This is a genomic window from Collinsella tanakaei (assembly GCF_016902615.1).
GTDB lineage: Bacteria > Actinomycetota > Coriobacteriia > Coriobacteriales > Coriobacteriaceae > Collinsella > Collinsella tanakaei_A.
The window spans coordinates 1-11,918 of record NZ_JACJMB010000048.1 but is presented as its reverse complement, the minus strand read 5'-3'; the positions used below and the strand labels follow the sequence as shown (position 1 = coordinate 11,918).

The window sequence follows — 11,918 nt, the reverse complement described above, 5'->3', positions numbered from 1 at the left end:
CATCGGGGACGGGGTAGTTCGGTGCCACCCTGCGCCCGGCCGGGCGCAGGGTGGCACCGAACTACCCCGTCCCCGATGAGGACACCGCCCCGCAGCGCTACGCGCGGCCGGTGGCCTGCAGATGATAGCGACGCTCGAAGCGGCGGGCGAACACGATGAGCAGCACGACGGCCACGATCGAGAACGGCACGCCGGCAAGGCCGATCCAGTTGTAGGCGGCACCGGTGTTCAGCACCATCTGCCCCACCTGGGCACCGATGGCATTGCCACCGTTGAAGGCCATCTGCACGCACGCGCCGCCGAGCAGCTCGCCGCCGCCCTGGCCGACCTCGACCATCAAAATCTGCTGGGGGCTCGACACGAAGAAGAGGCCCACCGAGACCAAAAACATCAACGCGGCGCAGGGCACCGGACCGCGGCCGATGAGGAAAATGAGCAGCAGCGCCACGGCACCGAGCGTCTGACCGGCCGCCGCAGCAATACCGGGGCTCTTGAGATCGGCAGTACGTCCGCCCAGCGTGGAGCCCACGACCATGCCCGCACCGGCGAGCACGAGCAGCATCGGAACGGCCGCCTCGGCAAACCCGCCCATGTGCTGCAGCCAGGGCGACACATAGCTCCACCAGCAGAAGATGCCGGTGTTGCCGAGCAGCACGGCTGCCAGGATGAGCCACGGGCCCGGCGCCTTCAGGAACGAGAACTGTCCGGCGAGGCCCGCGTCGGGAATGGCGTCGAGCGCCGGGACGAACTTCCAGATCAAAAGCGCCGCGGCAACCGCCCACACCGTGGCGAAGACGAAGGGCGCATGCCACGAGAACGCGTTCGCGAGCAGGGTGCCCGCCGGCACGCCCACCATGTTCGCGACGGTCTGGCCGAGGACCATCGTCGCGACCGCCTGGCCCTCGCGACCCGGGTCGGCGAGCATCTTGGAGGCAAGCGTCGCCGTGCCGAAGAAGGCGCCGTGCGGCAAGCCGGCAACGAAACGCCCGACCAGAAGCATGGTCGGATCGGCCGAGAGCGCCGAGATGGCGTTGCCCGCGGCGCAGATCGCCATGAAGAAGATGATGAGCCGACGGGGCGGCACGCGACGGCCGACCACGAGCATGACGGCACCGACGCACACGCCGACCGCATACGCCGTGATGAAGTTGCCCGCCCAGGCGACGCTCACGCCGACGCCGTCGGCCACGACGGGCAGGATGCCCATCATGACGAACTCGACGAACCCGAGCACGAACGCACCCATGGCGAGAGCGATGAGGCTTTTCTTCACAGAAGCCCTGCCTTTCTCACAACGAGAGCCAGGCCTCCACGCGCCCGGCTCGTCTCGCAAAATGAAACAAGCGGATGGTAGCACCACCGACGCGCCCCGCCTCTGACGATGCGCGCATTTTACCTACCTCCATGTCCAGACAAGCTGTCAAAGCGCGCGAGCGCAGCTCGCATGGCGCCGGACACGGCGCATCGCGCGACGCAAAACGGGATGTAGCGCGATAAAGGGATAGAAGATTGCTTCATGCTGCCCATGAGCGAACGAGCAGGCCTTCGCGAACGCGCAAATCCGTCGACTCCGGCCCCTCTGAGACGAGGAGGTCCCACTTTCAGTTCTTTTTCGACGGAGCCTCGTGAAGACCGAACGCTCACCCCAAGTCTGAATAAGAAAACCGCAGGTAAAATGCTGTATCGTTTTGGCCGCTTTAACCTCTTCTCACAGCGGCTCGAAAAAAGTACTGAAAGGAGGCGCCCTTCGTCGCCGGACGCGGATTTCGCGCCCACACGAGCGCGTGAGCGCACGAGCGCACCCTAACCAGCGGCCACGATGTTCCAGGTGGCAAACGCGCAGAACGCGCCGACGGCGATGACCACGACGGCACCGATCACGTCGGCGAGCATGCCTGGGGCGTGGCGCTCCTCGGCCCATTCGGAGAGCCGCCCGTCGAGGCGGCGCAGCACGCGCATGAGCACGAAGCCGCAGGCCAGGACGCCGACTGCGTTCATCAGCAACAGCTCGCCCACCAGAAAACCGATGAGGTTCGCCGCCGCATACCCGCCCGCGCCCTCGCTGTAGCGCTTGCGGACGAAGCGCAGCTGCCACGCGACGAGCGGCTGCACGATGGCGGAAACGAACGCGATGGCGAGCAGCGGTTCGTCTCGCAGCGCCTGCTGGAAGACGTCGAGCGATCCGCCGCCGGCAAGCCAGACATAGCCGATCAGGATGACGGGCACCGCCACGAGGATAACCTCGACGATCGTGAAGACCGTCAGGGTTTGCCGCTCGTACGCATCGAGCACCGGCGCGAAGCCCGATGCGCCGCCGGCCTCGCGCGCCGCCCGCTTGGCCGCCTTCTTGCTCAACGGCGCCGGCCGCACCCGCTCGCCGCGCTCCGGATCGAGTCTCGTCCCACGCGCCGCCGCGTCGCGTCGCTTCGTCTTCGCCATGCAGGCCTCCTCACACGCCCGCATACCGGGCGTCCGCTGTCACATCACCCCACCACTATGAACGATTCTGCAAACGTATGCACGCAGCAATTTTGTCGTTTCTCGGAAGGGGTGTGCGAGATCCTGCCGGCGGCGCGCTACACCATGCCGATGCGCCAGGTGGCAAACGCGCACACCGCGCCGATCACGCACAGCACGATCGCACCCGACAGGTCCGCGGCGGCACCTGCAAGGCCGCGGTCTTCCTTCCACGCGGTGAGCTCACCGCCGCTTCGTTTCCAGATGCGCCACAGCAGAACCGCGCACCCGATGACGCCCGCGACGTTTTGCAGCAACAGCTCGCCGCAGATAAGACCGATGAGGTTCGCCGCAACATAGCCGCCGTCGCCCGCCCGATCGTGCTCGCGCACGAACTTGAGCAGCCACGCCACAAAAGGCTGGCACATCGCCGAGATGAACGAGACCGTAATCGCAGGATCCTCGCGCATCGCGTTCTGCAGGCCGTCGATCGTGCCGCCGCCGGCAAGCCACACATATCCCACCATGGCGAGGGGAACCACGACGAGCACGACCTGCACCGCGCTGAAGATCTTCGCGGTGCGCGCCTCGTACTTCGACTGCGGCCGTTCGCGAAGCACCCGGCGCCGCTCGGCCTTCTCGGTCACGGCGATCGTGCGCTCGGCATCGAGCTTCGTCCCGCGCGCTGCAGCCTGAGCGCGACTCGTCTTCGCCATGGTCAATCTCCTATCTGCAAGATCGTCCGGGGGCAGGCCCCACGTCACCAAAAGAGATACGGGGCGCCGCAGGTGGCATCCGCCGCCCGCGGCGCCCCGCGCACGGGACGGCCGCTGCACACAGCACCGTCCCTCCGAGGCCCGGGCTTAGTGCAGCTCGGGCCAGTAGCCCTTGTTGGCCTCGATCAGGTCGTCGAGGATGAGCTTGGCCACCTTCGCGGACGGCACGGTCGCCGACAGCGACAGCGCCTGCCACAGCTTCTGGTAGCTGTGCTCGACCCATGCCTGGACAACGAGCTTCTCGACGGAAACCTGCTGCTCGAGCATGCCCTTCTGCCACTGCGGCACCTTGCCCTGGCAGATCTTCTCGTAGCCGTTCTTACCCACGATGCAGGGCACCTCGACCATAGCGGTCGGGTCGAAGTTCGACACCGCGCCATCGTTCGGCACGATGAGCAGGAAGCGCTCGAGCGTGTTCTCGGCGAGCGCGCAGGCGAGGTCCACGATGTAGGTGGCGTGCGCGTCGGCCTCGAAGCCGCAGCCTACGGCCGTGCCCTTCTCGATCACCTCGCGGCAGGCGCCGAACACGCGCTTCTCGCGACCGTCCATGACCTCGTTGGCGCGGGTGTAGTTGGGGTCGGAGGTCTCCACCACGTAGTCCGGGAACAGATAGTACTTGAGGTAGGTGTTCGGGATGGTCTCCGGATCGAGCGCATAGACGTCCTTGGCCTTGCCGAAGGTGTGGATCCAGGACTCGTCGATGTGCTGCTCCTGGCCCGGCTCGTGCACGATGCCGTCAAGGTAGCCGTTCTTGGCCATGTGCTTCTTGATCTTTGGCATGAGGTCGTTGCCGTCCTTGTCGAAGATCTTGGTGAACCAGCCGTAGTGGTTCAGGCCGTAGTAGCTGTACTGCAGCTCGCGACGGTCCTTGATGCCGCACATGTGGGCCATCTTGTCCATCAGGTCGATGGGCATGTCGCAGATGTTGATGATCTTGCTGTTCGGGCGCAGCACGCGGCAGGCCTCGGCCACGATGGCCGCGGGGTTGGAGTAGTTGAGCATCCACGCGTCGGGACTCCACTTCTCCATGTAGTCGAGGATCTCGATGACGCCGCCGATGGAGCGCATGCCGTAGGCGATGCCGCCAGGCCCGCAGGTCTCCTGGCCGAGCACGCCGTACTTCAGCGGGATCTTCTCGTCCTTCTCGCGCATGGCGTACTTGCCGACGCGGATGTGGGCAAGCACGAAGTCGATACCGGTGAAGGCGGCCTCGGGATCGGTCGTGTAGGTGAACTTGATCTCGGGCGCGTTCTCGTGGAAGTAGATCTCGCACGCCTTCGCCACGATCTCCTGGCGCTCGGCGTCGTTGTCGTAGAACGTGATCTTGTCGACCGGGAAGCGATCGCGCTCCTCGAGCAGCATCAGCGCGATGCCGGGGGTGAAGGTGGAACCGCCACCGGCGATGGTGACCGCATAGGACTTCTTGGACATAAGTTGCCTTCCTTTCTATTCAGGCTGGTAATCCGTACCGGATAGCGCTGAGGCGCCACCCGTCAGATTGGATGAGGTGAGGCGGGCGATGCAGACGTGAGGGACCTGGTGCAGCACCCGCCCTCGAGTGCGAAGCGGATGGAAGACGCTCCGCGAGAAGGGAATCGAAGATGCGCTACATGAGCTTCTCGAACTCGGCGCGGACCTTCGCGACCTTGAGGCCGATGATGATCTGGACCGACTTGCCCTTCTTCATGCAGCCGCTCGTGCCGATGCTCTTGAAGTCGGCGTCGTCCGCCACGAGCGTCTCGTCCTTCACGTTCAGGCGCAGGCGGGTCACGCAGTTCGTCACGTCCACGATGTTGTCGGGTCCGCCCACGAGCTCCATGCACGCGGCAGCGGTGACGGCGTAGGGGTTCTCCTGCTCGGATGCCGTGCCGTCGGGAAGGGAGCCGCCCTGCTTGGCCGCACGGTACTCGGCTTTGCTGCGGAACTTGATCTCCTCGTCATCGTCCTCGCGACCCGGGGTCTTGAAGTCGAACTTCAGGATGAGGAAGCGGAAAACCACGAAGTAGATGCCGGTGAAGACGAGGCCGACGATGAGCGCGGTCAGGTAGGTCATCCAGTGGTTGGCGATCAGCGGGATGATGTTCAGCGAGGCGATCTCGATCAGGCCGCCGGAGAACACGCCCACGACGCCAAAGGCGTTCATGACCGTGGCGAGCGTCGCGGCGAGCGCGGCGTGCACGATGAACAGGGCGGGTGCGACGAACAGGAACGTGAACTCGATGGGCTCGGTGACGCCGCAGACGATGGCCGTCAGGGTGATGGGGATGAGCAGGCCCTTGAGCTCAGGGCGCTTCTCGGGCTTGGCGGTTGCGTAGAAGGCCAGCGCGATGCCCGGGCAGCCGAAGATCTTCGACCAGCAGGAGCAGGTGTAGGCCGCATAGGGCGCCAGGTCCTTGATGGGAGCCGTTGAGGCTGCGATCTCGGGCAGCTGCTTGGCGAAGGCCGCGTAGATGCCGCCATCGACCACCGCGTTATCGTAGTAGAACGGGCTGTAGAGCAGATGATGCAGGCCGAAGGGGATGAGCGCGCGCTCGAGGAACGCGAAGATCCACACGCCCGGCAGGCCGATGCTCGCGACGAACACCTGGAAGGCGCGGATGCCGTCCTGGACGTGAGGCCACACGAGGCAGGCGATGAGCGCCACGGGCAGCATCACGAAGAAGCCGATCATGTAGACGAACGTGGAACCGGAGAACACGCCCAGCCACTCGGGCAGCTCGAAATCGTAGAGCTTGTTGTGCAGGGCGATGACGATGCCGGAGATGGCGAGGGCACCGATCATGCCCATGTCGAGCGTCTTGATGCTCGCCACCATGGCAAGACCGCTGGAGCCGCCGACCTCGGCGCTGTAGTCGACGCCGAAGAAGCCGCCCCACTGGGAGAGCATCGTCGAGACGAAATAGTTGAACGTCAGGTAGCAGACAAGGACTTCCATGCAGCAGCGGGCGTTCTGCTTGTTTGCCAGACCGATGGGCAGCGACACCGCGAACAGCAGCGGCAGCTGGTTGAACACCGTCCATCCGCCCTGCAGGATCACGTTCCATACGCCGTACCAGAGCGTATCGGGAGCCGCCAGCGAGCCGAAAATGACCTCGGTCGTGAACAGCGTACCGAATCCGATCACCACGCCGGCGAACGCGAAGAGAAGCACCGGCGTGAACATGGCGCCGCCGAACTTCTGGATCTTCTGCATCATGGTAGCTATCCCCCCTTTCATGCATATGCGCGGACAGGCGATCATCCGCGACTTCCGTTGGACAACTTGCATGTCACCTGCTCAAACCCGCTGCCGGCCGCGCTGCCAAACATGTACGTACAAGTTATGTCTGTATCATGCGCTCTGGCACCGGCTTGGTCAATAAGACTTGTTCGTACAACTGTGAACGGTCGATATTCTCCGGTGAGCGTCATGCTTGTTCGAACATATTAGAGGTCGTACTACCGTCGACGGCTGGGATCATGCTGTCGGGCACCGGCGCCAGCCTCGGGAGGTATATGAGGTTGACTTTGGGAGCGACGTGATAAACACTCAGTATTAGTTGTACGAACAGGATTGGATATCTATGCCGAAAGCAGTGTTTCAAGAGATATATCGCGACCTGAAAACCCGTATCGAGCAGGGAGCATTCCCCTATCAGTCGTTTCTGCCCTCTGAGGCAGAGCTGACCGCGCAGTATGACTGCTCGCGCAGCTCCGTGCGGCGCGCCCTGCGCCAGCTCGCCGAAGACGGCTACGTCCAGTCGCAGCAGGGCAAAGGCGTCCGCGTGATTCGCGACCCCGATATGGAGGAGCCGCATGGCTACGACGGACTCGAGACCTTCGCCGAGATCGCCCGCCGGCAGGGGTTCACGCCGCGCACCGAATGCCTCATCTGCGAGCAGATCGAGGCCGACGAGGACATAAGCGACACGACCGGGTTTCCCGCTGGCAGCACGCTCACGCACATCCTGCGCGTCCGCTACGCCGATGATGCGGCCGTGGGAACCGACGAGAGCTACTATCTGGCAGACCGCGTGCCCGGCCTCACCCCCGAGGTGGTCAACCGATCGGTTTACGAGTATCTCGAGGGCACGCTCGGCATGAAGATCGTGACGAGCAGGCGCACCGTCACCGTCGAGGGCGTGAACGATTCCGACCTCGCCCACCTCGCGCTCAACGGCTTCAACGCGGTCGCGGTCGTGCGGGGCAACGCCTTCGACGCCCAGGGCATCATGGTCGAGTACACCGAGACCCACCAGATCCCCGGCTTCTTCTCGCTCTACGAGACGGCCATCCGCCCCATCCGCTAGCACGCCTGTGGACAACCGGGCCCAAGCAGCGGCTTTGGCGCGCCCGCCGAGCGCCCGAAGCGCTGCGGCTATGCCCCGCAAAACGAGGAGGGCCTACTTTCAGTACTTTTTTGACGCTGCCCCGAGTAGCCCGGCTACTCGGGACAGCGTTTTCCCAGTTGGCGGACGTTCGGCATCCAGTGTATGCTCGATGGGCGCCCTCAAATGTACTGAAAGTGGGCCCTCCTCGTTTGGAAGCGCGTCTTGAACCGCTCGCGGAAGGGTTCGCGCGGCGATTCTGCCGCCACCGGACAGCCCCGAGGCGGCACTATGCGCTATACGCCAGCAGCCCTACGCCTGCGCGCTCGGGCAGATGTCCGCAAGCGGGCACTCGCCGCACAGGGGGCGACGCGCGTCGCAGATCTCGCGGCCGAGCATGATCCACTGGTGGTTGACGTCGTTCCAGTATTCGCGCGGCAAGATCTTGAGCAAATCCTGCTCCGTCTTGAGCGGTTCTTTCTCATGCATCTTGGGTGAGAGCTTCAGGCGATGCGCGATACGGTTCACATGTGTGTCGACCGCTATGCCCTCCACGATGCCGAACCCGACGTTCAGCACGATGTTCGCCGTCTTGCGGCCCACGCCGGGAAGCTTCACGAGCTCCTTCATATCTGCCGGCACCTCACCGCCGTAATCGGACACGATCATCTGCGCGCACTCCACGCAATGCTTCGCCTTCGTCTTGTAGAAGCCAAGCGACTTGATGACCTCGGCGATCTCGGCAGGCGTCGCACCCGCCATGGCCTCAGGTGTGGGCCAGCGACGGAAGAGATCGGGCGTCACCTTGTTCACCTGCGCGTCGGTCGTCTGGGCGGACAGCAGCACCGAGATCACGAGGCGAAACGGGTTCGCGTGGTCGAGAAAGCACTCGACCGGTCCGTAGCGCTCGTTCAGGCGGCGGCACACCTCGATAGCACGCTCGCATTTGGCGGCATTGGTTTCACGGGGCATCAGGCATCGACCTCCTCGTCATGCTCATCCATCGTAGCGCACCGCTCAGCTTCCAGAGCGGCCCCTTCGCCCCGCTCGCGCGCATGGGCGCCCAGCGGCTCCGGCTCTCCACCCTCTTCCTCGACGATCAGCTCATCCGCACCGTCTCCCTCGATGCCCAAAAGGCGCGCCGCCTCGTGCTCATCGCCCAGAGCGGTCACGCCGCGCAGCTTGCGCTCCATAGCGCGCGTGCGCGTGGTCATGAGGGTCTCGACCGTCGAGCCCGCACGAGAGATCTGGTCGTAGGCGCGCTGGAGCGCTGCCTGGTAGCGCGGCAGCTCCGCCTTGACCGCCGACAGCACGCGCTGGATCTCGTCGGCCTGGCGCTGGAAGGCAAAGGTCTGGTAGCTCATCTGCAGGCTGTTCAGGATCGCCGCCATCGTGGAGGGGCCGGCCACGCTCACTTGGTAGTCGCGCTGCAGTTCCTCGATCAGGCCGGGCGTGTCGACGACCTCGGCGTAGAGTCCCTCGAAGGGCAGAAACATGATGCCGACATTCGTGGTCTGGGGCACGCTCAGGTATTTCTCGGAGATGTCTTTCGCCTCCTGGCGGATGCGCTGCACCAGGGTGCGACGCGCTGCGGCGACGGCATCGGCGCCACCCGCCTCCACCGCATCGCGCAGATGCTCGTAGGTATCCCCTGGGAACTTCGCGTCGATAGGCAGCAGCACCGGGTCCGACCCGTCAACCGGGATGCGCACCGCGAACTCGACGCGCTCGGCGCTGCCGGGTTTGGTCGCCACGTTCTTCACGTATTGGTCGGGCGCCAGGATGTCGGAGAGAATCGCTCCCAGCTGCACCTCGCCGAGCATACCGCGCGTCTTGACGTTTCCGAGCACCCGTTTGAGGTCGCCCACACCCGCAGCGATGCCCTGCATGTCGCCCAGGCCCTTGTAGACCGCCTCGAGTTGGTTGCTCACCTGGGCAAACGAGCGCGCAAGCCGGCGCTCGAGCGTGGTCTGGAGCTTCTCGTCGACCGTCTCGCGCATGCGGTCGAGCTGGCGGTTGTTGTCCTCACGCATCTCGGCCAGGCGCGCACCCACGCTTTCCCGGCTCTGCCGCAACTGCACGTTCAGCTCGCGGCGCACGTCATCCATCTTGCCCTCCACCCGCGAGAACTCGCGCATCTGGGCCTCGAAACGCTCCTGATCGAGCGCGGCGCTGCTCGCGGCATGCTGCGCGAGCCCGTTCATCACCGAACTCATCTGCGCCACGGCGGCCGAGAGGGCCTCCACCTGCGCTGCCGCGCCCGCGGCGGCATCCGTCGCCCGCCGTGCCGAAACGAACGCGAGCGCCGCCAGTGCAACCGCCGCGATCACCCCGAGCAGCACCAGCACCGATATCGTCAGCTCCATAGCGTTTCCCCATCACTCATGCACATGCGCCCATTATATCGACGAGTCAGGCGGGATTTTCGCCCTACGCGCGCACCGTCAGGTTGTACCAGGTCGCGAACGCGAGCATGCCCAAGGCGACCACCGCCATGGCAACCGTCCAGCGACGCTCCCGCGCAACGTAGTCCTCAGGTGACATCGTATGGCACACGCGCAGATACCCCAGCAGGTTCGCCCCACGCGCGTAGATCGCCATGAACGCCAGCGTGCCCGCGAGCGCGATCGCCGCGAGCAGCGGGCTGCCCGTGCCCGTATACGCCTCCCACAGCAGGTTATCCACCAGAAGCCACACCGGATACAGCAACACGGCGAACACCTGGCCGTGCCCCGCGCCCCAAATCGGCGGCATCAGGAAGGCGCCCCAGTTGAAGGACGGCAGATGCGGCAGCGCCTCGTCGCACGGCTGCTCGGCCACGAACGCCATGCACGCGCGATCGTGCCCTGCGGAATCGTCCAGCGCCCCGTCGAGCTCCACGAAGTCACGGCACCTCCGGCAAAGCCCGATCAGGCGCGTATCCTCTCGGGCCCCCTGCTGCGCGGGCGCGCCGCCGGAGGCGTCCTTCTCGTGTTGCAGCTCCATAGCGCACAGCTCCATCTATCGCAGCGACGCGCCGCGGGAGGCGCACCGTCTCATCAAGTCGCCCTCGACTATACCCCAAGCCGCTCCGGTATCAGGCCTGCTCGAACAGATGGAGGTCGGCCACCCATGTGCGCACCCGATCGGCCAGATCCGCCAACAGCCCCGCGATGTCATCGGGCGAGGCCCCGTTCAAGATGCAGGTCAGGATATAGGACACCACGAAGGCGATCACCAACATGAGCGGCACGGCGATAACGAGGAGCAGAACGCGCAACACACCGGCGCGCCGTCTACGTTGCGCACGAGAGCGATTGTAGGCCATCTCCTCCTGATAGGCCGCGGGACCCGGGTAGTAGCGCTCGCCCAAGGGGTCGCCTCCGCCCTGCCCGCCATACGGCCCTGCCGCTGCCCCGCGTCGCGCCGCCGCCCCTCCATAGCGGGCATCCTCGTAGGGCCCCGTGGACGGCGGCGACGCGGCGGCACCCTGCGCGCGAGCCTCGATCATCCACCGGGGCATGGGCCCGGTCTGCGAGGGCATCTGCCGCGTGGCGAAAGCATCCGCGCGCGCCGGCGGCGCCTGTGCGGGCATCGGTGCGAAACGCGCCGCATCGTAGATCGAGTTGTCGGAACCGGGCTGCCCATAGGCGGGCGCATTGAGAGCCATCGCCCCGGCAGCGCTTCCCGCGCCCGCGCGCAACTCAGAAGCAGGCCGGCGCTCACGCGCACGGCGCTCAGCCTCGCGCTCAGGGGTCTCGATAAACAGGTTCATGTGCATGCCTCCCCATTGAAGGGCATGCACGGGAGAGGGTTCACCCATTGTCGTGCGCGGCCGCCCCCGCGTCAAGGAGAATCCCCGCTACGCAGCGGCGCGACTAACCCTTCGAGGCGTCGAGCAGCTCGCGCAGATAGGCAAGCACCGCCTGCGCGCACGGTTCCACCGCCGCGGCGACCGGCTCGCTCAACCCCTGCTGCAGCGTCCCGTCGCCAAGCGTCTGCACCTGCACGCCGAATCCCTGCGCGTGCGCGCACGGGCTTCCCATGAAGCGAGCGGACGCCCACACATCGGCAAAACGCACATCGTGCAGCGACGCCACGCCGGACGACTGCGCAAGATCATCCGGTGAAAACGACAGAAGCGTCCCCGGCGCCGCTCCGGTGCCATCGAGTGCATCGACCGTCACGGCCGCATCGCATGCCATAAGGTCGCCGACGAGGGCATACCCCATGACGCCACAGTCGATGACCTCCACGCCCGCAGGCAGCTGCCCGCTCGCACGCAGCGCACGGGCCACCGCCGGCCCGAACCCATCGTCGAGCTGATAGTCGTTCCCCACGCAAAACACCTTAACGCGCATAGCACCCCTCCCCTCCCAGTCAGCATACCATCCCTACC

The 11,918-nt window shown here is 65.3% G+C and carries 11 protein-coding genes; 1 reads left to right on the top strand and 10 read right to left on the bottom strand.

The annotated features are described in order from the left end of the window. Window positions 1–97: 97 nt before the first annotated feature. The 5 genes from H6A21_RS10375 to H6A21_RS10355 all read right to left on the bottom strand — a co-directional run bounded on the left by H6A21_RS10375 (window position 98) and on the right by H6A21_RS10355 (window position 6,429). A complete protein-coding gene (locus tag H6A21_RS10375; protein WP_204562683.1) occupies window positions 98–1,273 on the bottom strand; it encodes an MFS transporter in 1,176 nt (391 codons plus the stop codon). 530 nt (window positions 1,274–1,803) lie between these two features. Then, window positions 1,804–2,439, bottom strand: a complete 636-nt coding sequence (locus tag H6A21_RS10370) for a hypothetical protein (protein ID WP_204562681.1) — start codon at window positions 2,437–2,439, stop codon at window positions 1,804–1,806. Window positions 2,440–2,576: 137 nt separating this feature from the next. Then, window positions 2,577–3,173 carry a hypothetical protein gene (locus tag H6A21_RS10365; RefSeq protein ID WP_204562680.1) on the bottom strand — a complete coding sequence of 199 codons (597 nt, stop codon included), beginning with the start codon at window positions 3,171–3,173 and terminating at the stop codon, window positions 2,577–2,579. A gap of 147 nt (window positions 3,174–3,320) precedes the next feature. Beyond that, window positions 3,321–4,664 carry a 6-phospho-alpha-glucosidase gene (locus H6A21_RS10360; RefSeq protein ID WP_204562678.1) on the bottom strand — a complete coding sequence of 448 codons (1,344 nt, stop codon included), beginning with the start codon at window positions 4,662–4,664 and terminating at the stop codon, window positions 3,321–3,323. Between the two features lie 175 nt (window positions 4,665–4,839). After that, a complete protein-coding gene (locus tag H6A21_RS10355) occupies window positions 4,840–6,429 on the bottom strand; it encodes an alpha-glucoside-specific PTS transporter subunit IIBC (RefSeq protein WP_204562676.1) in 1,590 nt (529 codons plus the stop codon). Window positions 6,430–6,796: 367 nt separating this feature from the next. Between H6A21_RS10355 and H6A21_RS10350 the strand changes: the two genes are divergently transcribed. Next, entirely contained in the window at window positions 6,797–7,522 is a 726-nt protein-coding gene (locus H6A21_RS10350) for a GntR family transcriptional regulator (RefSeq protein WP_204562674.1), read from the top strand. A 330-nt stretch (window positions 7,523–7,852) separates the two neighbouring features. Here H6A21_RS10350 and nth read toward each other — a convergent pair whose 3' ends face one another. The 5 genes from nth to H6A21_RS10325 all read right to left on the bottom strand — a co-directional run bounded on the left by nth (window position 7,853) and on the right by H6A21_RS10325 (window position 11,859). After that, window positions 7,853–8,512 carry an endonuclease III gene (nth, locus tag H6A21_RS10345; protein WP_204562672.1) on the bottom strand — a complete coding sequence of 220 codons (660 nt, stop codon included), beginning with the start codon at window positions 8,510–8,512 and terminating at the stop codon, window positions 7,853–7,855. Beyond that, a complete protein-coding gene (locus H6A21_RS10340; RefSeq protein WP_204562670.1) occupies window positions 8,512–9,906 on the bottom strand; it encodes a DNA recombination protein RmuC in 1,395 nt (464 codons plus the stop codon). The genes nth and H6A21_RS10340 overlap by 1 nt, the downstream gene beginning before the upstream one ends. 64 nt (window positions 9,907–9,970) lie before the next feature. Then, window positions 9,971–10,525, bottom strand: a complete 555-nt coding sequence (locus tag H6A21_RS10335; protein ID WP_204562668.1) for a hypothetical protein — start codon at window positions 10,523–10,525, stop codon at window positions 9,971–9,973. Window positions 10,526–10,616: 91 nt separating this feature from the next. After that, window positions 10,617–11,294 carry a hypothetical protein gene (locus H6A21_RS10330; protein ID WP_204562666.1) on the bottom strand — a complete coding sequence of 226 codons (678 nt, stop codon included), beginning with the start codon at window positions 11,292–11,294 and terminating at the stop codon, window positions 10,617–10,619. Window positions 11,295–11,397: 103 nt separating this feature from the next. Then, a complete protein-coding gene (locus H6A21_RS10325) occupies window positions 11,398–11,859 on the bottom strand; it encodes a hydrogenase maturation protease (RefSeq protein ID WP_204562665.1) in 462 nt (153 codons plus the stop codon). Between the last annotated feature and the right edge of the window lie 59 nt (window positions 11,860–11,918).

What these genes read in the sequence shown, in the direction of transcription:
- H6A21_RS10370 (WP_204562681.1), bottom strand. Translation starts at nt 2,439, where the DNA reads ATGGCGAAGACGAAGCGACGCGACGCGGCGGCGCGTGGGACGAGACTC.
- H6A21_RS10365 (WP_204562680.1), bottom strand. Translation starts at nt 3,173, where the DNA reads ATGGCGAAGACGAGTCGCGCTCAGGCTGCAGCGCGCGGGACGAAGCTC.
- H6A21_RS10360 (WP_204562678.1), bottom strand. Translation starts at nt 4,664, where the DNA reads ATGTCCAAGAAGTCCTATGCGGTCACCATCGCCGGTGGCGGTTCCACC.
- H6A21_RS10355 (WP_204562676.1), bottom strand. Translation starts at nt 6,429, where the DNA reads ATGATGCAGAAGATCCAGAAGTTCGGCGGCGCCATGTTCACGCCGGTG.
- H6A21_RS10350 (WP_204562674.1), top strand. Translation starts at nt 6,797, where the DNA reads ATGCCGAAAGCAGTGTTTCAAGAGATATATCGCGACCTGAAAACCCGT.
- nth (WP_204562672.1), bottom strand. Translation starts at nt 8,512, where the DNA reads ATGCCCCGTGAAACCAATGCCGCCAAATGCGAGCGTGCTATCGAGGTG.
- H6A21_RS10340 (WP_204562670.1), bottom strand. Translation starts at nt 9,906, where the DNA reads ATGGAGCTGACGATATCGGTGCTGGTGCTGCTCGGGGTGATCGCGGCG.
- H6A21_RS10335 (WP_204562668.1), bottom strand. Translation starts at nt 10,525, where the DNA reads ATGGAGCTGCAACACGAGAAGGACGCCTCCGGCGGCGCGCCCGCGCAG.
- H6A21_RS10330 (WP_204562666.1), bottom strand. Translation starts at nt 11,294, where the DNA reads ATGAACCTGTTTATCGAGACCCCTGAGCGCGAGGCTGAGCGCCGTGCG.